Consider the following 24,298-nt stretch of genomic DNA (forward strand, 5'->3'; position numbering starts at 1 on the left):
AAGCGACCTGCTGCAATTGAGGTGTCGTATGGGCTCATTTTTACAAATCAAAATCTATCGCCACAAGTTTATTGCCTATGTCATCTTCGTCGTGGTCATCGGTCTGACGCTTGGTACGCTGACCAGTGCCATGCTGCTGAATCAATGGGTGGGCAATGCCCGCATCGAGGCGGCTAATGCCTTTGCGCGCGTGGAGAATGAGCTGCAGTATGATGCTGACCGAATCGAGGCTTACATGCAGCGCATCTACTCCAATCCCGGACTGATGGACGATGCTCGCAGCTTTCTAAGCAGCAGCGCGGAAGGCTATTTAACCAGCAGGCTGCAGAACAGCCATTTCTCCCAGCCGCTGGTTTCGTTTCCCGAGGATGTGAAGACCTATCTGTACAGCTGGGCGCAGGGCGAAATCACGCAGATTAGCCTGCATACCGGCCATTACGGCAATGTCGTACGTTTTAATGAGCACGGGATAACAAGCTTTACCTTCGGGCTGCCAAATACGGACGAGGCGTTCCGCGATACGATCATGAAGGGCTTCGTCTATCGCAAGAAACTGTCGAATCCGACGCCGGGCGCTCAGGAGTTCGGGGAAATGCGCTTTTTGGTCAGCAGCGATCAAATTTTTAAATCCATTCGTAATTTCCGGTTTGGCAATGCCGCCGCGGTCAGTGCTACCGGCGAAACCTACCTCATCGGCAATGGGCAGGACCAGGACTTGGAGGAGCTGTCCCGACTGGCCGAGGCAGACGGCCGCAGCCATGGTTTTATATCGAGGGGTGTATGGAAGCATATCTTGTTCGTTTCCTTTCCGTCCACCAAGTTTAATTTCAAATTTATTAGCATCATTGATTTATCCATGCTGATTCGTGAGCATGCCGGGATGCTGGTCGCCATCTTTCTGATCGTATTGACGGCCATGGTCAGCGTGCTTCTTCTCATCGCATACAATATGCGGGACGATGCCCTTTTCCTCCGCCGTATCATTCAATCGATCGGACGGGTAAAAATGGCCAATTTTACGCCGAACCGCCCCGCCCGGTACCGTCGCAACGAATATGGCATGATCGCCAGGGAATTGGACGATATGATTCAGCAGCTGGACAAGCACATCCGCAATGAGTATCTGCTCAAGATCAAGCAGCAGGAAACCGAAATGAAAGCGCTTCAACACCAAATCAACCCTCATTTTTTATACAATACGCTGGAGGTTATCCGCTCCACGGCGCTAGTGAATCAGGACCGGGACACCGCCGACGCCATTGCCACGTTAGGCACGCTCTATCGTGAAATCGTCAAAAAGGAAAATATCATATCGATTGCTAGCGAGCTGGAATTGCTGCAGAAGTACTTGGAGATTATGGAGTTCAAGTATCCCGAGCGTTTTTATTATCAAATCAATGTCGAGCCGGCGCTGCACTCGATCCCTACCGTGAAATTCTGGATGCAGCCCCTGGCTGAGAATTTTTTCATTCATGGCTTTAACGCGAATCATGAGTTTAATCTGTACGTCGTCAACGGCTTTGAAGCGGATGATGATTATGTGCTGGAATTCGTGGACAACGGAAGCGGGATTGCGCCGGAGCGTTTGGATGCCGTCCGCAGCACGCTGTCCAACCATGATGAAACTTCTTCCCATAGTATCGGACTGCGCAACGTATATACGCGCCTTCATTTCTTTTATGGAAACGGCCTTTCGATCGAGATCGAGAATAATGAGGAAGCTGGAGTCAAGATTTCCGTGCGGATTTCAAAAGAGGTGATTGAACATGTACAAACTGATGATTGTGGATGACGAACCTCAGATTTTGGAGGGAATGAAGCGAATCTTGGATTGGAAGCAATACGGATTTGGACGGATCGAAACCTGTGAATCCACGGGTGAAGCGATGTCCAAGGTGGTGGACCTGCTGCCGGACGTCGCCATTTTCGATGTTTGCATCGGCAAGGAGCTTGGATATGAAGCGATCCAGAGACTCAACGAATTTCAAATCCCTACGAAATACATCATCATGAGCGGCTACAGCGAATTCAAGTATGCCCAGGAAGCCATTCGGTGCGGCGTCAAAGACTATCTGCTCAAGCCGGTCGAACGTGCCAAGCTGCAGCAAGTGATCGAGAAGATCATCGTCGAGGATCTGGGCGGTTCGATAGGTGACCGAAACGGCGAAAGCTTGAACCAGGATCCGGTGCTTGGCGTTAGCTATGACAGCTTGTCCAAGCTGGTGAACCGGATTCTGCTGATGATCAGGACGGAGTATGCTCAGAACATCACCTTGAAATCCGTGGCGGAGCGTTTCCAGATGAACAGCACCTACCTCGGACAATTGTTTCTCAAAGAAACCGCGATGAAGTTTTCCGAATACCTGATGGCTTACCGCATGCTTCTGGCACAGGAGAGAATTCAATCGACGGATGAGAAAATTTCCTATATCGCGTTTTCCGTGGGTTACAACAATCTCAATTATTTTTATACGCACTTTCACAGCTTTTTCGGGAAATCTCCTTCTGAACTGCGGGGAAAAGGGTAACGCATACGTGGCGGAAAGGAGGACATCGATGGTTAAATATGCTAGACGCTTACGGTCTTTAATGAAGATCAGCCTGGTGCTGCTGTTCACATTCTACACAACCGGCTGCTTCGGACAGCCTGGCTTTGACGACGAACCGCATGTCGGCGACACGGTCAACCTGATCTATTATACGATCGGTGAGCCCGACAAGGATCTTCGCCTCGTCAATGATAAAATCAATGAAATCATGGCTCGCAAGATCGGCGTGACGATCACCTATATCAAGGTAAGCTGGCAGGAGTATGAAGATCGGCTGAACACGCTGATATCCGCCGGAAGCCCGTTCGACATTGCTTTTGCGCCCGACTATGCAACCACCGCGATGCGCGGAGCCTGGCTGAGGCTTGATGACCACCTGGCCGGCCTGGGCAAGGATATGTATGAGGCCATCGATCCCACCTTTTGGCAAGGGGTCCGCATGAACGACGGCAGCATTTACGGCGTCCCTACCAATAAGGAGTTAGCCGTACGCGATCACTGGATGTACCCCGCCTCGATCGTGGACAAACACCATATCGACATCACCAAGTACAATACGCTGGAATCGCTTGAGCCTCTCCTCCGGATGATTCAAGAGAAAGAGCCGGATTACATCCCTATGGAGTTGGATCGGGATTCCCATAATTTCTTCGCTCTCTACGGATACGAATACATCATGAACCATAAAGTGCCCTTGATGATCAAATCGCTCGACCCGGACGCACCGGTGGTGAATATCTTCGAAACCAAGGAGGCCCGGCAGGTTCTCGATACGCTGCGGCATTATTATAAGCAAGGCTTCATCAATAAGGACGCGGCGCTGCGCGAGCCGGGAGGGCTCAAACGAGGCGCCAAGGTGTTCTGGAAGTCCTCCGGCGGGGGGCCGCTCTCCGAGACGACTTGGAGCAAAGATCGCGGTTATAAGATTGTAGCGAATCCCGTAACCCCCAGCACCGTTACTACGGAATCCGTCCGGGGAGGCATCATGACCGTTAATGCCAATACCAAGCACCCCGTAGAATGCATTAAGTTTCTGAATTTGCTCAATACGGACCCCGAAGTACGGAATTTATTCAATTATGGGATCGAAGGCATTCACTACACATTGGACGAACAGGGGCAGGTCGTGTTGATAACCGACAAAGACAGCCATGGCGAACCGATCCCCGATGCGCCTGCAAGCAGTTACTCAGGCGTGCAGTACACCCAGGGGAATTGGTTTATCCTGAAAACCATGGGCGGCGATAACCCGGACCCCCTCGACAAATGGGAGCAATTCCGTCAATACAACGCCGGAGTCGTCAATTCCACCGTGCTTGGATTTACGCCGGATCTATCCGCGCTGACCGCTCAAACCGATAACATCGAGATGGTCTGGCATAAATATTATCCAAGCCTCATGACGGGCTCCGTGGATGTCGATGCGATCCTCCCTAAGTTTAACGAGGAGCTGAAGCAAGCAGGCATGGATGACGTGATACGAGAGGTGCAAACGCAGCTGGATGCTTGGCGCAGAGGCAGGAAGTAAGTGCTGGAATCCGCTTCCCTGATTGGTTCGAGCTTGGCCCAAATCGAGAAATGGACCCTATTCAAAAGAGACCCTAAAGCGGATTGGTCAAGACCCCATTTAGTAGACATTAAAAAAAACACCTAGGCTGCAAACTGGCGTCGGTACTCTACCGGCGTCAGTTTCTTTAGTTTCCGCTGTGGTCGCTCTCGGTTATAAAACCGTATGTATTTCTCAATTCGCCTTTGTGCCTCCGTCAAATTTCGGATATCATAGGGATAGAGTCCTTCCGTTTTGAGATGCGAGAAGAAGCTCTCCATGGAGGCGTTGTCTAGGCAATTGCCCCGGCGAGACATGCTGATTTGGGCGCCAACCTTTGGCAGCATGTCGTGGTAAGCGTAAGACGTGTACTGGAAACCTTGGTCGCTGTGAACGACCAATCCGGTCACGTCTTTTTGCTTGGCAAACGCTTTTGCAAACGTCCGTAGAACCAGTTCATTGTCGTTACGTTGGCTGAGTTGGTACGCTACAATCTCATTGTTGAATAAGTCTTTAACTGCCGAAAGATACAGCCATCGCTCGCCCACCCGGTATTGCGTCACATCTGTCACCCATTTCTGGTTCGGTTTTTCTGCCGTAAAGTCTCGCTTCAGCAGATTCTCCGACACACGTTCTCCAGCTTGGTATGTCGTGTTAAAGCGGCGTTTAGGGCGAATGTTCGCTTGAAGCCCGAGTTTTTGCATCAGCCGCAGCACTTTCTTATGGTTCATCCATACACCGTCATCCTGCCACAAGAACAATTGGAGCTGCCGGTAGCCATACTTTCCTTCGTAGCGATTGTACGCTTCACGGATTAGCCGTTTCGCCTCGGCATCTCGGTCGTTCCCTTTTCGCTTCAAATAGGCGTAGTAACCACTTCTAGAGACACGAAAGAGCTGGCATAGTTCAGCTACTTGCCTTGGAATCGCTGCTTGCTCGATGAGCGTAAAGCGTTCTTCCTTTCCTCCTGGATCCAGATTTCCAAGCACTTTTTTAGCATTTCATTCTCCCGTTTGAGCTTTTGGACATACCGATCTTGATCCATATATTCTTTTCGTCGTCCTCGCTGATCCAACAATCCAAACTCGCCTTGTTCCCGATATTTTCGCATCCACCGCTTCATTCGGTCTTTGTCTTGAATACCAAGGTGTTCGTTGATTTGCCGATAAGTCCACTTCTCTTCTACATGAAGTCGAATCGCTTCTAATTTGACCTCTTTTGAATATTGCTTTAACTTTTGTCCTTTCATTACCACAAAAATACACCCCTTAGAATTCATCGGAATAACCAAGGGTTTTTTCCAATGTCTATTCTAAGGGGTGCACTTCAGATAGCTTCAAGGTCTCTTTCGCTTGTTCACCCGGACGGTAACGGGGAGCACATTCAAGATATTCTCTACTCCCACTTATCATAGGCTGCGTGCAAATGGGACCCGGACAGGAGACCTTTTTGCAGCTGCGGATTCGGAACGATCCGGTTATACTTCATAATTTTCTGGTTGATGGCCTCTATCTCGGCCTCGGGAATCGCATTCGGGTCCTGAAGGTCAAGAAGACGCTTGATGTCGGCGGCGATTTCTTTTCTCAGCTCCACCCAGGCCGGCTGGTAATTCGCGTTCTTCATGATACTGGTTAGCACATCGCCGTCCTCGATCTTGATCGGCTTTCCCTTCAACGGCAAGTCGTCAAAACCGCCTTCTCTGGCAAACTTGTCGATGGCCGATTCCAGGAGCCCGCTGCCGGTCGACATCGGGCGTCGTTCTTTTTCATTTTGCTGATTTTCTTCAGCAGCAGAAGCCATTTCTTTAGCGTCATTGTTCAAATCCATATCGGACACCTCCGTTTTTACATATCAGGGAAATAAATCCGTTTCTCAAATGACATGTCAAAGAATTTGTACTTCCCGTTCTCGTCCTGCTTAATATGCAGCGCAAAGTCCTTCTTGCTGTAAAAGTAAGGGGGGTCATTCTCTTCAACCTTCCTATGGTATGTTCGTTCCGTGAGAGTCCCTTTGTAAATGAATCCGCCTTCCTCCGCTGGTTCGACGGATTCACTTTCGATTTTGTCGACCTCAGCCTTATCGTAGTTCTTCAGATCCGTCTGGTGATGAATTTTCGCAGCATGGTATACCGGATGGTCAAGCATCGATTCATCGAACAGCTCATTCAAGTATCCTTCATCGAATGCTTCCGTGGTCGTGAACTTATAGTAAGATTCAGTATATTTCGTTAATAGATCTCTGCCTATTGCCTTCCGATCGTTGTCGTTTACCGCCGGCTTCGTTGGCTCAGCCTCAGCCTCGTTCTCTACCGGTTTCGTTTGCTGATGGTTGTTGACTTCCGGCGCGGAGACCGGCTGTTCCGAACCATTGCATGCCTGCAGCAAGAACAAGAGTAAGCACGAAAGAATCGAAACAAGCATGAAATTCTTTTTTCTCAGGTGAATTCCCTCCCGACTGTCATGTGAAATTATCCAAAATATAACATACTACACATGGTTTTAACAGTTGGTTTCGGTATCAAATTTGATTTTGCGGGACGCGGCATAGGCGGATTCATACTACGGTTATGCTGATCATGCTTACAACGAAGGCATGAAGCAACGCTCGGCCCACCCATATTGGTGAGCCGAGCGTTGTTTGGCATTCTACTATTTCATGATTAGGCTTTTGCAAATGGTAAATTCAAAGGACATGTCCGTCGAAGGATCGAGTTGATACTCGTCATGAACCGGAGCCCCCCAGCTGTCGTCACCCCCAACCCCCATCTGCCGCCCGGCAATGGTAACAACGGTATGGTGAACGTTCGGCAGCTCATAATGATGCGTCGCATTCTCCAGCTCAAATGCGGTATAGGGCGATATATTCGCCTCAACCGGTGCTGCCGCCGGCGCTTTTATCGTAAGGCCATGACCTTGATCGCTCGTTATGGATACCTCCCGCACGCCTGTACGATTGCCCGATTCCTGCGGTACCAAATAGGCTGAAACATGATCCGCCGCACGACTTCGGAAGCGACACAATCTAGCTCCGAACGCACGATCGATATAGTTCTCTTCCGGCCCGTTTGCATACCAATCCAGGTTGTCGTAGTCCGCCGGCACTTTGAAGGTAAGAGCAAAGATCGGCAGCTTCGGCAGCCCCGGCTCTCCTTGATACCCCGACTTTACATGAATGCTGCCATCGGTAAACACCGTGTAGGATACACGCACCCGTATTCCTTCGGATACACTCAGTTTATACACGTAGGTCACAGTTGCGCGATTTGAGTACTCCATTAGCTCGCAGCTTTCCGTTCTTCGAGTCAGGCTTGCTGCATACCAAAGCGCGGAGTCGAACGGCAGCCCGGCCCCTTTATCGTTATCCGTCATCGCTCTCCAGAAGAGCGGCGCCGGCTGCGAAGAGATCATCTCCCGTCCCGCATACTTGACGGATATGAGGGTCCCAGCCTGCTTCGAGAACATGACGGAGAAATCGCGTCCGTGAACGCCGATATTTACGTCCCCTTCAACAACACGGAAATCATTCACTGGCTTATCATGCGAAACCTCTGAACCTGATTGCAGGCGTTCTGCCTCCGACGCTGACGCATTGTCAGTATCATCAACAGCGAGCGCGTCCTCCACTTGGAAAACAAACTGTCCAAAAGCAATTTCATACCCGGCTTCCGCCCATAACGAATCCTTCTTGGTCACGAGTGAAACGTCTAGCGCATACTCACCGGCTGGATACCCGGCCTCAGGCAGTTCCAGCTTTACATATCCCTCTTCGCCGGGACCAACCTGGGTGCATACAGCTCCGCTATAGATTTCCCTGCCTTCATGATACAGAGAGTATTTAACATGATAAGCATCCAAACCCACGAACAAGCTCTCGTTTCGGATCGTGACGCCATAACGATCCGGTGTCAGCTTGATGTTTTGATACAGGAATTTCACTTCCTGCATTTTGGGGGACCATGTCCGATTTGCATATACGATGCCGTTGCCGGAGAAGTTGTAATCGGTTGAGCGGTCGTCAAAATCCCCTCCATAAGCCATAAAAGGCTTGCCGTAACGATCATGTTTCACGATAACCTGATCCATGTAATCCCAGATGAAGCCGCCTTGATACATCGGATACTTCCGTTCCAGCTCCGTGTATTTATGCAATCCGCCGACGGAATTGCCCATGGCATGCATGTACTCGCAGCTGATGTAGGGCTTGGAAGGATCGTTTAACAGATACTGTTCAATATCCGCCGGTTTGGCATACATGCGGCTCTCCATATCGCTTGCATCGTCATATTCCCGGTTATGGAACACTCCTTCGTAATGCACGAGCCGGGTAGGATCCTTCTCCCGGAAAACATTCGCAACGTTCCGAATGACTTCACCCGCATAAGACTCGTTGCCGCAAGACCAGATCAATATCGATGGGTGGTTCTTGTCCCTCTCGATCATGGAAATCGCACGGTCCAGAACGATATCCTGCCATTCCGGCCTGCTGCCCGGTATGTTCCAGGATGGCTCAACGGCCCCCATTTTCTGCCACGATCCATGCGTCTCCAGATTCATCTCGTCGATGACGTACACGCCGTACTCGTCACATAGCTCGTACCACAGCGTCTGATTCGGATAATGCGACGTCCGAACAGCGTTGATATTCGCCTGCTTCAATGTCTTGATATCCCACAGCATATCCTCTTTCGTAATGCAGCGTCCGCGGCGGGAATTAAATTCGTGCCGGTTGACACCTTTGAATATAATGCGCTTGCCGTTTAAGTGCATCACCTTGTCGATCATCTCGAATTTGCGAAAACCTATCTTTTGCGGCACGACCTCCACAAGGTTTCCGGATGTGTCATAGACGGATACGTACAGTGTATATAAATTAGGTTCTTCTGCACTCCACCGCTTAACCTTTCCCGCAGCTAACGCAATCGACGCCGTTCCCCCGGAAGCTCCGGTCTCCCCCCGGACCACTGGATTTCCTGCTGCATCCTTAAGCTCAAGGACTATTTTCGAAGCAGGCCTGCCCTTGAGCTGCATCGCAACCTTCAGCGTTCCAAGTTCATACGTTTCATCCAAATCGGTTTGAACATGCAGATCCTGCACATGAACGTCAGGTACCGTGTACAGATACACGTCGCGAAAAATTCCGGAAAAGCGCCAAAAGTCCTGATCCTCCAGCCAGCTTCCGGTGCTGCGTTGATAGACCTCGACAGCCAGCTTATTCTCGCCTTCCGCCAAGTACGGCGTGAGGTCGAATTCGCTCGGCGTAAAGCTGTCTTCGCTGTATCCGACAAACTCCCCGTTCAGCCATACATAGAAAGCCGATTCAACTCCCTGAAAAGAAATGTACAGCGGGCGCTGCTGCCAGCCGGCAGGAACGTCGAAATACTTCACATAGCTGCCCACGGGATTGTGGTCCTCTGAGATCATCGGGGGTCTAAGAAACTCCACACCGTCCCATGGGTACATCGTATTCACGTATTGCGGCTGCCCGTAACCCTGAAGCTGGATATGTCCGGGAACCTCAATATCATCCCATCCTCTGCAGGAAACATCCATTGTATAAAAATCCGCTTGGCGTTCCTTGGCGTTATGCGCATAACTAAACTTCCAGCTTCCATTCAGACTGTGGCGCCAAGGCATCTCTCCAAGCAAATCGGCTTCTCGTATCGTTGCGTAGTATCGGTGATCGGAGTGCGCAGGCATCCTGCCTACCGCGAATATGCCGGGATCGGACAACCATGCAAGGCTTGGCGCGACTCCCCGTTCAACCTGCTGTTTCATCTGTTTTCCTCCTTTTTATTTAACTGAACCTGTCATTCCGGCAACAAACTGCTTCTGCATCATGAAGAACACCAGTGCCGTCGGCAGCGTCGTAATGACAATCGCAGACATGATCAAACCGTAGTCGGGGGCGTAGCCTGATCCCAGGTTCGATATCAGCAGGGGCACGGTCATATTCTCCGGCGATTGCAGCACGATCAGCGGCCACAAATAGTTGTTCCAGCTGTTCAGGAACGTAATAATCGCGGCGGCGGCATAGGTCGATTTCATCGTCGGCATATAAATGCGGAAGAACAAGCCGATCTCCGAGAGTCCGTCGATGCGACCGGCTTCCATCATGTCCTTGGGAAACATTTTTGTGCTTTGTCGGAAGAAGAAAATAAGGAAGGCCGTCGTGAATGTCGGCAGAATGACAGCCCCTGCCGTATCAATGCCTAGAAAGGGGACAACCCCCGATACTTTGGCAAACATCTGAAATAAAGGCACCATGATTGCCGCGAACGGAATCATCATCGAGGCCAGGAGGATATTAAATACGATATCTTTGCCGCGGCTGCGGTACATCTCAAATCCATAACCCGCCGCTGATGCTACCAGCAGTGAAAGCACGGTAGTCACCACCGAGATTTTTGCGGAATTCCACAGAGCTTGCCACATGTCCACGGAACTGAACAGATTGTTGATATTCTTGACCAGGTGCGAACCCGGCAGCAGCGTCCCTTTCGTTACGTCCACGGACGGATTGGTGGCACTGACAACCATCCAGATAAACGGAAAGATGGAGATCAGGGCAGCGACAATTAAAAACAGGTAAGTAAACACGCGTTTGGTTCTCATGATCTCTTGTCACCTCCAACTTTGTTCTGGATCATCGTCAATAGGACCACCATGAGTACGATCGAATAAGAAACGGTAGCTGCGTATCCAAAGTCAGGCGTGTATTCGAAAGAAAGGTTGTAAATATATTGCGATATCGACATGGTTGCGTTTCCGGGGCCGCCTTTGGTGATGTTAACCACCTCGTCAAACAACTGGAGCGTTCCAATGGTCGATGTGATCGTCGTAAACAAGATGATCGGCTTCAAGAGCGGAATCGTAATTTTGAAAAACTGCGTGAAGGCATTCGCACCATCAATGCGTGCAGCTTCATATACGGATTTATCGATATTTTGCAGTGACGATAAATAGAAAATCATATTATAGCCTGTAAAACGCCAGGTGATCGCGATGATAATCGTGACTTTGGCCCAGAACGGGTCGGTAATCCATTGAATCGGTTCCTGGATGAGATGAAGATTCACCAGAAATTTATTGACGATGCCGTCAGCTCCGAACATGTACTTGAAAACGACGGAGTACGCGACAAGAGAGGTTACCGTCGGCAGGAAAATCGCCGTTCTGAAAAAACCTTTGAACTTCAATCGATCGTCATTGAGCAGCACAGCGATAAAGAGTGCCAGCACCAGCATGACCGGAACCTGAATGAGTAAGTAAATAAACGTGTTCTTGACGGCCGTAAGGAAGGTGGTATCGCTGAACAGGCGAATATAGTTGTCTAGTCCGACAAACTGAAGATTGCTGCCCCTGCCCGATTTGAAGGATAGGATTAACGCTTGAACCATCGGATAGAAATAAAAAATACTAATCATGACAACCGGCACAAGGATAAAGAACCAGCCTGTCAAACGTATCCGCCTTTGACTGTTAAGGCCCTTGTGAATTTGCGGGCTTAGCCTGGCTTTTTCTGTATTCACACCACTCCACACCCTTCTGTTGATCATTTCTTTTGGATAGAAATAATAAAACCCTCGCTCCCCTTCCTTCAGCAGATGTCCACTTTACAGGAGAAGAAGGAGCAAGGGCATTGGTTGTACTGCCTGAGTGTGTTTTAACGAATTTGCGTATCGGCTTGCGCCTGCGCATCTTTCAGAACGGTTTCCACGTCTTTACCGCCGAGATACGCCTGCATGGCAACGACCATAATGTCCTCGATCGCGTAAGTGTTCATGCCGTAGTTCACGTTAGGAATTTGTTCGGTCCAAGCGGCAAAGTCCGAAACGACTTTTTGCCCTTGGAAATACTCATCCGCTGCCGCGTAAGCTTCTCCGCTTGCAGCGGCTTTCAGGGTGCCGATCACCCCGACTTTTGTGTTCAATGTCTGATACAGCTCAGCATCGGAAGCAAACGTCTTCGCGAGGAACTCCGCAGCTGCTTCTTTACCCTCTACATTCATAACATACCAGGAACTGCCGCCCAGGTTGGATGCATGGACAGAGCCTTCGGTTGCTGCAAGCTTCGGCAGCGGGGCTACCGCCCATTTACCGGATTGGGAAGCTTCGGCTTTGATCGAAGGCGTGATCCAGTTGCCGGTCGGCACGGTAGCCACTTCACCGCTGTTGAATGCTCCGACGAATTGGCTCCAGTCCGAATTCACCTTCACGATGCCGGAATCCATCATTTCTTTGTATAATTCAAAGGCTTCCTTCAATGGAGCATTGTCAGCAATCGTCGGCGTATGGCCGTCTTCCGCCGTATACCATGCCCCCGCGGATTGGATCATCATACGGATAAGTCCCAGGTCATTAGGATCCAGCGTAATCATGCTTTTGCCGGTTTTCTCTTTGACGGCTTTGCCAATCTCGATGTACTGCTTCCAGTCGATGTCCTGCAGGTCGTCCAGACTGTAGCCTGCCTGCTCGAGATAATCCGTCCGTACGTACATTCCCGTCACGCCGGAGTCAAACGGAACGCCGTACTGCTTACCGTCGACGCTGGTCGGGCCAATCTTGTAATCCGCGAAATCGTCCACTTTCACGACGTCCGTCAATTCGTAGAAGGAGTCCGGATACGCTTGCAAGAAGCTCTGTGCACGGTAATCCTCAATGAGCACGATGTTAGGCAACCCTTTCGTGGAACCGGAATTCAACCCGGTGTTCAGCTTTTGGACGATATCGGCCTGGGCATTCTCTACCACATTAATCGTGACATCCGGATTCACTTGAGCATAGGCTTCCTTGGCAACATTCATGGCCGCAATGTTAAATGCCGGGTCCCAAGCCCAAACCGTAATCTCTTTTGTCCCGGCACTGCCTTCATTGCCGGAATTGCCGGTGCTGTCGGATCCGCCTTCCGTACCGCCCGAAGAGCATGCCGACAAGAGTACAACGCCAGCCAACAGTAGACTCATTAATTTTTTCAATCCGTAAACCCCCTTTTTAATCTGAAAAATAATAAAAGATGGAAGCGTTTTCTCTGTTACGCATCCATCTTATCACCTTGTATTCGTTTTCATTGGCACTATCTTTGTCAGCTTTGGTGCTATTATTGGATCCTGTTTTCGCTTTCATACCGGCTCTGGTACTATTTTTAGGTTCTTGTAATATCTTTAGCTTTGGGTCAATGGAAGCGTAATGATGATTTTTGTTCCTTCACTGCGTTTGCTTGTAATGTGGACCCCGTATTTCTCGCCGTACATCAATTTAATTCGATCATCCACATTGCGTATCCCAATGCCGGAGAACAATTGACGTTTGCTCATCGGTGCAGGCAACGAGTCTTCTTTGGGCAGGTTCTGCTCAAGATTCATACCGTCCCCGTCATCTACGACTTCACACACAAGCTGGTCTTCCTGAACGGCAATCATGATCAGAATTCTTCCCTCTCCCTTGATGTTGAATGCGTGGAAGAATGCATTCTCAATAAAAGGCTGAAGAATGAGCTTGGGCATATGATAATCCAGGCTATCCGGCTCGACGAAGTAATGAACGCGGATTTTCTCTCCATAACGCACATGATTAATATATACATAATGCTTTAGCGTCTCGAGTTCCTGCCGCACAGGTATCGTAGAATGAATATCGCTGACCGTATTTTGCAGGAGCGATATGAGCGCGTTAATCGTACCCGCGGCTTTTTCCTTGTTGCCCTGCTGCACCAGAAATTTGACCGAAGCCAGCGTATTATACAAAAAATGCGGATTGATCTGCATTTGAAGCGCGGCCAGCTCCGCGTTTCGCTGCTGCTTCTGGGTTTCCATCAATCGTTCCACATAATCATGCAGCGCATCAAGCATATAATTATAGGCGCTCCCTAATTCCTTCACTTCATAACTGCTGTTTGCCACATCTACATGATGATCGAACCCGCTCGTCGGCATGCTCGACATCTGTTCGACGAGTACGCGGAGCGACTGCGTCATTCGCCGGGTGATCAGAAAAACAATGACAAGCGATATCGCAACGATGGCCATGATCGTCAACGTGACGGCTTTTGCATTCACCATCTGTCCGGTCACGGCTTTCTTGTCGATCATATTCACCAAATAGAATTCGAATTCGGGCAAATATTCCGAGAATACAATTCGTTCGTTCCCCATTACATAGGCGGATTGATCGTCTTCTCCCTCGCCCTGATCCGTTACGACTTCTTGAAGCAGCCCCTCATCCGACATCCCGATCAATTCGGTCCTGTTGGCGGAAACAATGACCCCTTCCTTGTTCAACAGCACGACGTCATTGCCTTCGCTCGTAAAATTCGCATAGAAGGGCTTAAAATTCCGGTCGCGAATGGCTACGTACAAGGTGCCGTAAATTCTGCCGGTAGACTGGTCAAAGAGAGCTTTGGAGGCGACGAGCATGGGCTCCTGTGCGTTATTAGGATCATCGCCGCGATAGAGCTGGTACAGGATTTGCGCAGGATGGTCCATCGTTGTCTTGGTAATCGGGTGATCCTTCAGTTCCTCGGCCGAGACCGACCAATACCAAGGATCGGTAGAATAACTTCTGCCATTCGCTCCAACGATCATGATGCCGACGTCATAGGCGCTAAAGTTGGACTGAATCGACTTCATGCCCTCTGTCATCCGGTACGTTTTCATCGCAAGAGCCACAGCCTCCGTTTCTCCGCCCGATAAATAGCTTCGGATCGCTGCATTCTGGGCGATCATGGTGGCACCGGTGGCTATAGCGTTATTATAGGACTCCAGGTTTGACTTCATCTGGTTCAACAGCTTGCCGTTCGTGATGCTGAAGGTCTGCAGAAACAACTTCTCCGACATGCTGATGGTAATGGACAGCGTCAGGAGGGAAACGGTAACGATGCTGATGAGGGTCACAAGAAACAGCTTAAGGAATAATCCTTGTTTTCGCAGCTTGGTTATGACATTTCCGATCATGATTCCCGTATCTCCCGCGCGTCTTGCCTCCGAAACTGACTCGGAGAGATGCCTGTCTGCTTCTTGAACACCTTAGTGAAGTAACTCTGATCGGAGTACCCTACGCTGGCGCTGATTTCGGAAATCGTAAGTTCCGTTGTCAGAAGCAGCTCCATGGCTTTTTCCAAACGGATTTTATTGAGGTATTCGCTGAATCCCTCCCCATTATACGAAGCAAAATAACTCGACAGATAAGAAGCATTAAAGTGAAACTGCCTGGCCACTCCGGTAAGTGTGATGGGGTCGGCATAATGGTCCTGAATATATTCAAGCAGCCTGTCCATATTGGGATTAACGGATGTATTCGTCTCGCCTATCGCACGTTCCGCTTCGCGGATGAACGCTTCGACAACGGCGATAGCTTCGCCGGCATACCTGGCTTCGTCTATTTTTCGGAAATAGTCGTATTTGGCATTCTCCAGGCTTCCGGTCTCGACCTTCATTTTTCCAAGCGTGGTCGCCACGTTAAATATGAAATTCCCCAACGACGATTTGAATTCGAAAATATCGGTACGATAATCCATCGAGCGCAGGCAGGCGTATTCCAAAAAGCCGCTGAAGGCCTTCCGGTACTGCTTGCGCTTCAACTGTTCCAAGAGCTCGCCCATGTCGTATTCGAGAGGCGAATCCGGAAGGCCCGGCAAATGTTCGTATTCAATCAGCGTCCGATCCTTAAGGAAGAAGCCGTATCGCATGAGTTTCAGATAATTGTCATGATATACCTCGCCGAGACTATTAAAGTCGGCGAAGCACTGGCTGATAACAAAATGCGTCTCACTCGTATCATGAGCCAGTTTGGGGATCAGTTGCCGGAGTTCAATGACAAGTTCGTTCCTCCGCTCGGGATTCACGTTCAGCAAAAAAAGAGCCGTATCGTTGACAAACTTCAACCGCATAAACACCATGTCGGCCATCGCTAGCTTTTGGAGTTCGCTTTCCAATTCGTTTCCGAAACTCCATCTGTCCCCGGACTCTTTCATATGCTTCATATCCGCACCGAAAAACAAATACTGTCCGAAAGGAAACCTCGAATGCAGCAGCAAGGGATCCAGCGAAGACTCATAACCCGTCATGAGTTTCTCGATGGCTTGCAGGATCTGCGCTTCCCCTTGATCCGCACGTGGATCGGCGTCCGGCTTCATGGCGACCATTTTGGCCGTAACCTTATTAAGGATGGACAACAGATAATCGGCTTCCAGCTTCGGCTTCAGGATATAGTCCGCTACGCCGCTCTGAAAAGTAGACCGAACATAATCGAATTCGCTGAAACTGCTAAGAACGATGATTTCAATGTGGGGATACTTCTCCTTAACGACCTTGACCAGCTTCTCCCCTCCCATGACGGGCATTACGATGTCGGTAAGAATGACATGAGGACTCACCTCATCCATCAAATTCAGTGCTTCCTGACCGTTTGAAGCCTCGCCTACGATTCGGTACCCCTCCTGTTCCCAATCCAGAAGGTGCTTAATCCCCTGCCTGACAAGCATTTCGTCGTCCACGATCATGATCTTGAATACGGGTTTCATGTCCGCTCCCCCCTTGCAGCTTGCAACCTTCCGCAGTCATACACGGTATGAATACAATTTAAAAAAAGCCCTGAATTACCAGGGCAATCCCTTCCATCCCCGCCTTGATTCCTAATGTAACCGTTTACGAATTCCCGAATATGACTTAACCTCGTCCGTCAATGGAAGAGAATCCGCGTGGAAGAAATTAAGACATACTGTTATCATACACTGCAAAATAAAATTAAGAAATATGCTGTCCATTTCCATCTGCCGTTTGACCTTCCATGATCCTCTTTCATCTGAACGATGTTCAAACCAATTCAAGAGAATGGTTCAAAGTTCCACCATCGCCTTAATGACCTTGGCGGAAGGACGGAGCCAGCCCTGGAATTCTTGGATCAAATCGTCAAACCGGCATCGATGGGTGATGTACGGATCTACATCCATGCCGCCTTCCGAGATCCGCTTCATCACATCATGGAAATCATCCCTGGTCGCGTTACGGCTGCCCATCAGCGTCAATTCCCGCTTATGGAATTCGGGATCCCGAAATGAAATGTCCCCTTGAATCAAGCCTACATACACCAGGGTCCCCCCGTGTGCAACCATGTTAAAAGCGTTGGTCATGGAGGATTGGTTTCCCGTTGCGTCCAAAACGATGGAGGGAAATTCTCCATCCGTTAGCTTCGAAAGATCGGACAATTCATCTCCAACCTGGAGGGCATGATCCACCTTCGCCCAGGTTTTGCAGAAGGCCAACCGATCGGCGTTCATATCCATGGCAATAACGGTTGCCCCTAGCGCCTTGGCAAAAACCATGATCCCGAGTCCTATCGGACCGGCTCCGATGACTAAAACCGTATCCTTCGGGGTCACATTCGCTCGTTTAACGCCATGCGCGCCGATGGCAAGCGGTTCTACCAAGGCAGCCTGATCCAAGGTCAGCCCTTCCGCCCGCATCAAATGGCGAGTCGGAACGGAGATGCGCTCACGCATGCCGCCGTCGATATGCACACCCATCACCTTCAACGATCTACAACAGTTTGTTTTGCCTCTAAGGCAAGGCATACATTCCCCGCAGTGAATGTAAGGAATGACGCAGACGGTGTCTCCGGGCTTCAATCCCTCTTCGTTAGCTCCGACTTGTTCAATGATGCCGGATAGCTCATGGCCGAGAATACGCGGGTACGTAAAAAAGGGCTGATTCCCGCGAAAGGCATGCAGATCCGTGCCGCAAATCCCGATCCGCTTGATGTTGACGATGGCTTCTCCTTCGAGCAATGGAGGCTCGGGCAAATCCTCCCGGAATTGAAATTTCCCGATCTCTTGACATACGATACCCTTCATCCCAGCTGCCTCCTCTTCATCATCGGATGCCTTCATTGTATTCCGGGCGTCCACTTGTCCAAGTCCGCCCTTGTACGGGCTCCAATATCTTCAATACTTCCGCCAAGAGGGTCTGATCCAGCGGCTCTTCACTCCAAGCGGCATTACGTTGTATATTGTCGGGATTGGCCGTACTGACCAGCGTCGTCGGGATCTGTTCATTCGAAGTCGAGAATTGCACGGCTAGCTTCGCGATATCTGCTCCAGCTTTAGCGCAATACTCGGCCGCACGTCTGCAGGCTTCCCTGATATCCGCTGAAGCCGGATGCCAGGAGGGTGCTCCTCGGGAACCGAGAAGGCCCATGGATAAGGGAGATGCGTTAATGAGCCCAATTCCCTCCTTGTCAAGCAGCGGCAGCAAACCGGTAAGCGTCTGATCGTTCAAAGAATAATGGCAGTAAGAAATGATGGCGTCCACTTCGATTTGAGGCAGCAATTTTTCGAACAGCTGCAGAGGCAGACCGCAAATCCCTCCAAAACGGATTTTCCCCTTTTCCTTTAAAAGCTGGAGTGCAGGAAGGGCTTCCTCCATTACAACGGATGCGGGAACGAACTCAATATCATGCAAAAAGAGAATGTCCACGTAATCGGTTTGGAGTCGCTTCAAGCTCTCATCGATACTGGCGATTATCCGCTTGGACGTGAAATCAAAATCATTCTCGCCATAGCGGCCTGCTTTCGTAGACAGGATAAATTGGTCCCGGGGTAATTGTCGGATCGCTTCGCCCAGCACGGTTTCCGCCTTCGTCAATCCGTAATAAGGGGATACATCGATCAAATTGATGCCCGCATCCATGGCTGCGTGCACGGTACGGATTCCCTCGCTGTCGTCGGTTTCCCGAAAGACGGAGCCTAGGGAAGACGCTCCGAAGCCTAATACCGAAACATCCAGACCGGTTCGGCCTAACTTACGGTATTTCATGATGAACACCACCCTTTTCCAACTTATAGAACGCCTTGGCGTTCAGACCGAACAAACGCGCATGTTCCCGTTCTCCCCAATGCTTTGGCAGCGCTTCTGCCAATACGTTAACCACTTGGTCATATCCCGCCGATAGCAGGCACACGGGCCAATCGCTGCCGAACATGATCCGATCGGGACCGAACATCGCGACCACTTTATGTACATACCCATTAAAGTCTTCCTGGCTCCACCGGCGATGTTCCGCCTCGGTGACCATACCGGATAGCTTGCAGTAGATGCGCGGAAAACGGGCGATTCGCTTCATGATGTTCTCCCAAGGTTCGATCTGTCCGCTTCGGATCGGCGGTTTGCCCAGATGATCGATGACGCCGCGGATGCCGGGGACCTGCTCAATCAGCTTCAACAGCGTCTCCAGCTGATGACTCCGAACAAGAAGATCGATCGGGACGTCTTCCTTGACATATTCATTCAATGCTTGGATAAAAGCCGGCTCCAGGATCACATTGGCATCCGGCATATCCTGAATCATGATGCGAAAGCCGATAAATTTCGGATGTTTCCGAAATCGCTCATAATGCCGGCGGTGCTCCGGATCGAACAGGTCGATCCATCCTACCACTCCGACAATGGAAGCATCGCGATCCGCCAACGATAAGAGATAGTCCGTCTCTTCCAAGGTCGGTGCAGCCTGTACCGTTATGCTGCCGTCCAATTGATGCGAATCCAAATGCGGCTTAAGATCGGAGGGCAGGAAATTTCGGTAAAGTTCCGGAACCTCCGGCGTGATCCATTCATAGTCCCCTCGCTCAATCAGCCAATAATGCTGGTGGGCATCCAATCTCATATACATCCCTGCCTTTTAGGTGTTATGTTCGCTATCTTTATTGTACGTTCATAATCTGTGCACAAAAATAGCCAAGGATTGCATTTTTATAACCTATTTTGATATTGTTGTCCTTAATAGAGGATAAGGAGTGGTGAATCATGACTCCCCTGCGTAAACCCTTTCAAGGGGACCCCCTGTTTCCGATGGAAATGGTTTATCGGACTAAAAAAAGCCCCCAATTGGAGCTGCCTCATCACTTGCATGATCTTTACGAATTGGTTTATGTGTACCAGGGAAAAGGCACTTTTTTTATTGAGAACAAGCTGATGGAGAAAAAAGAAGGCGACCTTTTCATCATACCTGGGAACACGATTCACAGCTCTTTCCCTGACCCGGACCAGCCCATTGTTTCGAGTGCTTTATTCTTTGCGCCTTCGCTTGTACTCGGTGCGAACGGAAGCGATTTGCAATACTCCGTCCTCAGTTGTTTTGAATATGCTCAAAAAACAGGCTCCTATCGTCATCAATTACCCGAGTCGAACCAAGCCTATATCGAGGACATGCTGAAAGGAATCTCGGAAGAAATCCGGCTTGCCCAGCTAGGATTCCGCGAGGCGCTCGTGCTTCAGCTTCGCTCCTTGCTGCTGCATATCAATCGCTATATCAGCACCCTGTCCGCAGAACAGACCGCCCACTCCCAGATCGGCCCGGCCTGGCTGATGGATTCCATCCAATGGATTCACGAACACCTGGATCAGCCTATCGGACTAGCCGCTCTGTCGGCACAAGCTGCGGTGGACCCCGCCCATTTCTCCCGCATGTTCAAGAAATACACCGGTTTGCATGTGACGGGTTACATGCATGCTAAACGGATTGCCCGTGCCAAAGAGCTTCTGCGAAACCACGAGGCGTCTGTCGGGCAAATCGCTGAAATCTGCGGGTACGCCACGCTGACGCACTTTCATCGCAATTTCAAAAAATTGACGGGCATGACCCCGGGAGCATACAGGAGGCAAGCTGTTTCCCATCGTTAAGACACGCCAGCAAGCACTTGCGATCATGGCAAGTGCTTGTTGCTTTACCTGGAACGACGGATTCACACATTTTTCTCAGTTGACAATGGCTCACTCAAGAATTACATTGAATATAGTTAAGGACTTAACAATATGGGAGGCATGATCACTTTGAATGACCTGCAACATTACGTGCTGGATTTGCCGCTGCCTGCCCTTGCTTTTTTTTCCCTAGTGGAGACAACGGCAAAGCTGGTCGACGTATCCGAAAGCTATTGGAAATCGCAAGGACTGAACGGGGCCAGAATACGGATATTAGTTGAGCTTATGAAAGAGGGAGGTACGATGCTTCCTTCCAAGCTGGCACAAACAATCGGTGTAACCAAACCCAATATCAGTCTGCTGCTTACCCCCTTGGAGCATGAAGGCTTGATTCGCCGGGATCCCCATCCCCGGGACGGTCGAAAGTCGGTCATCACCATTACAAGCGAAGGTCAGCATCTATTGCTTCACAACCTGCCCGCGAACAGGCAGCGGATATCCGAAAAAATGAACGTGCTGAGTGAACTTGAATTAAAGCAGCTTCTGGGCCTTCTGCAAAAATTAAAGGAGTCGTAACGGTGATTTCATGCCAATTTAGTTAAGTACTTAACCAAATAGGGAAAGGATGACATTGATGTCTATCGTCATTACTGGAGCCAGCGGCCGGCTCGGCCGGCTCATTATTAAAGAGCTTTTACACCATGTTCTGCCCAATCAAATCGTTGCTTGCGTTCGCCAGATGGACTCTGCAGCAGCATTGGAGGAGCAGGGAATTGCGGTCCGCTACTGCGACTACGACGAACCCGCTTCCCTGAAGGGGGCATTCGCCGGCGCTTCTCGCCTGTTGTTCATTTCTAGCCCCCACCCCGATGACACCGTTCGTTTGCGGCAGCATGCCCATGTGGTTGAAGCTGCAAAAAAAGCGAACGTCGGCCATATTTTATACACCGGCTTTGCCTTTCCTGAACACAGCGACATTTCAATGACCCATTTGCATTTGGCTACCGAGCACGCCATTCGCACAACCGGAATTCCTTATACGTTTCTTCGCAGCGGTTTGTATATGGACTTTATTGAAGCACTGGATTTACATGCAGCCATGTCGACAGGCCATCTTCGCGTCCAACCGGGATCGTGGCAGTTCAACGCGGTTACGCGCTCCGATCTGGCGGCCGCCATAGCGGGGGTATTATCCGGTGAGGGTCATTCGAATAAGACTTATGAGCTTGTTGCGCCTTCCGTTTGGACTTTCAACGATTTGGTCTCCTCTCTTTCCGAGCTAACGGGAACACCGATATCCCTCTGTCTCACCAATAAGGTGCAGCATTGGATATTTAGCTTTTTAAGAAAAATCGATACGTCTTCCACTTCTGGCGATCTGGAGAATTTATTGGGCCGGCCCCCAGCGTCCCTGAAAGCAAGCCTCCAATCTTATATAGGGGAAGTCAGGTCTAACTGACGATTACTTATTCCCGCTTCATTTCAGTACTGTGCAGATGGCGTATTCAATATAATCTAGAAAGAAACACGGGAATACGAGGCTTCTTCTATTTCAAGGTAGGAGGCAGGAATATGCCGATACGTCCGCCAATACTACAGAGAGGCGATACCGTTGGAATCGTTACCTTGGGCAGCCCGCTCGCGGCCAGCATCATTGATGCACGGATCGAATATTTGAGAGCAATGGGGTTCAATATTGTATTGGGTCAATATGTTTATGCGCAAAACGGGTTTCTGGCTGGCACCGACGAACAGCGGGCATCCGATTTAATGATGATGTTCCAAAACGAGCAGGTTAAAATGATACTGCCTACCAGAGGCGGCACAGGCGTAGCCGGAATCCTCCCGTACCTGGATTATCAGGTTATCCGAAATCACCCGAAAATCTTGACGGGCTACAGCGATATCACGGTTTTATTAAACGCCCTGCATCAACTGGTCGATTTAATTACATTCCATAGTCTATTGCTTATTGACTTCAAACCCGAAACGCCAGCCTATAATTTCGATCAGTTTTTTGCGGCAACGTCCCTGTATTCATTAACGCGCCCCATCCTGAACCCGCCTGGTATGCCCCTGATCGGCCGGGTTCCGGGCAACGTTACGGGGCCGCTTGTAGGCGGTAATTTAACGTCATTCGTTGATACGCTGGGGACTCCCTTCGAAATCGATACACGGGGGAAAATCATCGTTCTTGAAGAAACGCATGAACCTACCAATACCGTCTACAGATACTTCAACGATTTGAAGCTCGCCGGAAAATTTCGTGACTGCATCGGCATCATCATGGGGGAATGTACAGGCTGTCAGACGGCTTACGGCAAAGCCTATGAGGATGTCATCAACGAGTTCATCGTGCCTCTCGGCAAGCCGTTGATCACGAATCTTGCCACGGGCCATGGTGTGTATAAAGCAGCTCTGCCGATTGGCGCAACCGTTAATCTCGATTCCATCCGTAATGCCATAACGGTGGTCGAACCCACGATCAGCGTATAAAGTTCGTTTCCTAATGCCAGATGAACCAGCTGGAGCGGCTCCTCTGCGGCCTAGCCCAAACATGATTGGAGGATATGGCGATGACAACTTTTCCAACGATCCCGGCAAGCCAATTGCTGCAGCGTCTGGAGCATCCGGGACGTAAAATCCGCCTGGTGCTGGATACCGACGCGTTCAATGAAATCGACGATCAATTTGCGATCGCTTACGCGCTGAAATCGGCGGACAACATGACCGTAGAGGCACTATATGCAGCGCCTTTCTTCAATGAGCTATCTTCAGGTCCTGCGGAAGGAATGGAAAAAAGCTACCAGGAAATATTGAACATCCGCCGCATTCTGGGACGTGAAGACATCCCTGTCTATCGCGGCTCCACGGGTTACCTTCCTGCTTCCGACCAGCCGGTCGAAAGCGAAGCCGCGCGCAATCTCGTCAAGCGGGCCATGGCAAGCGATCCTGCCGATCCCTTGTATGTCGTTGCGATCGGTGCCATCACGAATGTTGCATCCGCCCTGCTCATGGAACCCCGGATCCTCGAACGGATCGTGCTGGTATGGTTAGGCGGGCATGCCCTGCATTGGAGCGATACGAAGGAGTTTAACCTTTTTCAGGATTTGCACGCATCCAGGCTGGTCTTGGACTGCGGCGTTCCGCTCATTCTCGTTCCTTGCCTCGGCGTGGCATCACATTTGCAAACCTCATTATCCGAACTGCGGGACTTCGTCAAAGGCCAAGGCGAGATCGGGGATTATTTATTCGAAACATACTTAAGTTGTTCCGACGATCATTTTGCTTATTCCCGGGTCATCTGGGACATTGCCGTCATTGCCTGGCTAAACAACCCGGAATGGTGCCCAAGCGCTCTCGTTCACAGTCCGCGCATATCCGAGGATTTCCGATGGATACATGATCCGTTCCGGCACATGATTCGCTCCGTTCATTTCATTCGGCGTGACGAGGTGTTCCGGGATCTTTTCTTGAGGATTGCCCGGTAGACATGGATAACTTATAAAAACGC

Annotated in this window: 21 protein-coding genes; 8 read left to right on the forward strand and 13 right to left on the reverse strand. The window is 50.1% G+C overall.

The window, feature by feature from the left end; translation table 11 throughout:
- Positions 1 to 28 precede the first annotated feature (28 nt).
- From MHI43_RS24340 to MHI43_RS24350, 3 genes are read left to right on the forward strand one after another with little or no spacing between them, the layout of a single operon-like run.
- Positions 29 to 1,792, forward strand: a complete 1,764-nt coding sequence (locus MHI43_RS24340; protein ID WP_036660020.1) for a histidine kinase — start codon at positions 29 to 31, stop codon at positions 1,790 to 1,792.
- The gene (locus tag MHI43_RS24345) at positions 1,767 to 2,528 is read left to right on the forward strand and encodes a response regulator (RefSeq protein WP_015736880.1); all 762 of its coding nucleotides are present in this window, start codon (positions 1,767 to 1,769) and stop codon (positions 2,526 to 2,528) included. Before MHI43_RS24340 ends, MHI43_RS24345 begins: the two co-directional genes overlap by 26 nt.
- Positions 2,529 to 2,556: 28 nt before the next feature.
- Complete coding sequence (locus MHI43_RS24350; protein ID WP_036660018.1) at positions 2,557 to 4,077, forward strand: ABC transporter substrate-binding protein; 1,521 nt, start codon at positions 2,557 to 2,559, stop codon at positions 4,075 to 4,077.
- A 122-nt stretch (positions 4,078 to 4,199) separates the two neighbouring features.
- On the opposite strand, the gene MHI43_RS24355 is transcribed toward MHI43_RS24350, so the two are convergent.
- The 13 genes from MHI43_RS24355 to MHI43_RS24415 form a co-directional block, all read right to left on the reverse strand.
- On the reverse strand, positions 4,200 to 5,084 hold the full coding sequence (locus MHI43_RS24355; RefSeq protein WP_155989900.1) for an IS3 family transposase: 885 nt from the start codon (positions 5,082 to 5,084) through the stop codon (positions 4,200 to 4,202).
- Entirely contained in the window at positions 5,006 to 5,344 is a 339-nt protein-coding gene (locus tag MHI43_RS24360) for a helix-turn-helix domain-containing protein (protein WP_235201830.1), read from the reverse strand. Before MHI43_RS24360 ends, MHI43_RS24355 begins: the two co-directional genes overlap by 79 nt.
- A 146-nt stretch (positions 5,345 to 5,490) precedes the next feature.
- Entirely contained in the window at positions 5,491 to 5,922 is a 432-nt protein-coding gene (locus MHI43_RS24365) for a DUF1992 domain-containing protein (RefSeq protein WP_015736882.1), read from the reverse strand.
- A gap of 17 nt (positions 5,923 to 5,939) precedes the next feature.
- Complete coding sequence (locus MHI43_RS24370; RefSeq protein ID WP_341283172.1) at positions 5,940 to 6,479, reverse strand: hypothetical protein; 540 nt, start codon at positions 6,477 to 6,479, stop codon at positions 5,940 to 5,942.
- 264 nt (positions 6,480 to 6,743) lie between these two features.
- Positions 6,744 to 9,869 carry a glycoside hydrolase family 2 TIM barrel-domain containing protein gene (locus MHI43_RS24375; protein ID WP_036659648.1) on the reverse strand — a complete coding sequence of 1,042 codons (3,126 nt, stop codon included), beginning with the start codon at positions 9,867 to 9,869 and terminating at the stop codon, positions 6,744 to 6,746.
- 15 nt (positions 9,870 to 9,884) lie between these two features.
- A complete protein-coding gene (locus MHI43_RS24380) occupies positions 9,885 to 10,706 on the reverse strand; it encodes a carbohydrate ABC transporter permease (protein ID WP_015736885.1) in 822 nt (273 codons plus the stop codon).
- Positions 10,703 to 11,518, reverse strand: a complete 816-nt coding sequence (locus MHI43_RS24385; protein ID WP_235201618.1) for a sugar ABC transporter permease — start codon at positions 11,516 to 11,518, stop codon at positions 10,703 to 10,705. Before MHI43_RS24385 ends, MHI43_RS24380 begins: the two co-directional genes overlap by 4 nt.
- A 239-nt stretch (positions 11,519 to 11,757) precedes the next feature.
- A complete protein-coding gene (locus MHI43_RS24390; RefSeq protein WP_036659651.1) occupies positions 11,758 to 13,068 on the reverse strand; it encodes an extracellular solute-binding protein in 1,311 nt (436 codons plus the stop codon).
- Positions 13,069 to 13,254: 186 nt separating this feature from the next.
- Positions 13,255 to 15,042 (reverse strand): sensor histidine kinase, encoded by a 1,788-nt coding sequence (locus MHI43_RS24395; RefSeq protein ID WP_036659653.1) that lies wholly within the window; start codon positions 15,040 to 15,042, stop codon positions 13,255 to 13,257.
- Positions 15,039 to 16,610 carry a response regulator transcription factor gene (locus MHI43_RS24400; protein ID WP_036659654.1) on the reverse strand — a complete coding sequence of 524 codons (1,572 nt, stop codon included), beginning with the start codon at positions 16,608 to 16,610 and terminating at the stop codon, positions 15,039 to 15,041. Before MHI43_RS24400 ends, MHI43_RS24395 begins: the two co-directional genes overlap by 4 nt.
- A 315-nt stretch (positions 16,611 to 16,925) precedes the next feature.
- Positions 16,926 to 17,939 carry a zinc-binding alcohol dehydrogenase family protein gene (locus MHI43_RS24405; protein WP_036659656.1) on the reverse strand — a complete coding sequence of 338 codons (1,014 nt, stop codon included), beginning with the start codon at positions 17,937 to 17,939 and terminating at the stop codon, positions 16,926 to 16,928.
- A 19-nt stretch (positions 17,940 to 17,958) separates the two neighbouring features.
- Positions 17,959 to 18,900: an aldo/keto reductase gene (locus MHI43_RS24410; protein WP_015736891.1), complete on the reverse strand. Its 942-nt coding sequence runs from the start codon at positions 18,898 to 18,900 to the stop codon at positions 17,959 to 17,961.
- A complete protein-coding gene (locus MHI43_RS24415; RefSeq protein WP_200868597.1) occupies positions 18,887 to 19,747 on the reverse strand; it encodes an amidohydrolase family protein in 861 nt (286 codons plus the stop codon). Before MHI43_RS24415 ends, MHI43_RS24410 begins: the two co-directional genes overlap by 14 nt.
- A 140-nt stretch (positions 19,748 to 19,887) precedes the next feature.
- On the opposite strand from MHI43_RS24415, the gene MHI43_RS24420 reads away from it, so the two are divergent.
- The 5 genes from MHI43_RS24420 (at position 19,888) to MHI43_RS24440 (ending at position 24,275) form a co-directional block, all read left to right on the forward strand.
- Positions 19,888 to 20,763, forward strand: a complete 876-nt coding sequence (locus MHI43_RS24420) for an AraC family transcriptional regulator (protein ID WP_015736893.1) — start codon at positions 19,888 to 19,890, stop codon at positions 20,761 to 20,763.
- A gap of 141 nt (positions 20,764 to 20,904) precedes the next feature.
- Positions 20,905 to 21,360 carry a MarR family transcriptional regulator gene (locus MHI43_RS24425; RefSeq protein ID WP_036659660.1) on the forward strand — a complete coding sequence of 152 codons (456 nt, stop codon included), beginning with the start codon at positions 20,905 to 20,907 and terminating at the stop codon, positions 21,358 to 21,360.
- A 58-nt stretch (positions 21,361 to 21,418) separates the two neighbouring features.
- Positions 21,419 to 22,243 (forward strand): NmrA family NAD(P)-binding protein, encoded by an 825-nt coding sequence (locus MHI43_RS24430; RefSeq protein ID WP_036659662.1) that lies wholly within the window; start codon positions 21,419 to 21,421, stop codon positions 22,241 to 22,243.
- Positions 22,244 to 22,356: 113 nt separating this feature from the next.
- Entirely contained in the window at positions 22,357 to 23,280 is a 924-nt protein-coding gene (locus MHI43_RS24435) for an LD-carboxypeptidase (RefSeq protein WP_036659664.1), read from the forward strand.
- Between the two features lie 80 nt (positions 23,281 to 23,360).
- The gene (locus MHI43_RS24440; protein WP_036659666.1) at positions 23,361 to 24,275 is read left to right on the forward strand and encodes a nucleoside hydrolase; all 915 of its coding nucleotides are present in this window, start codon (positions 23,361 to 23,363) and stop codon (positions 24,273 to 24,275) included.
- The last annotated feature ends 23 nt before the right edge of the window (positions 24,276 to 24,298 follow it).

It is taken from the genome of Paenibacillus sp. FSL H8-0457 (genome assembly GCF_038051935.1).
Taxonomy (GTDB): Bacteria; Bacillota; Bacilli; order Paenibacillales; family Paenibacillaceae; genus Paenibacillus_AQ; species Paenibacillus_AQ lautus_A.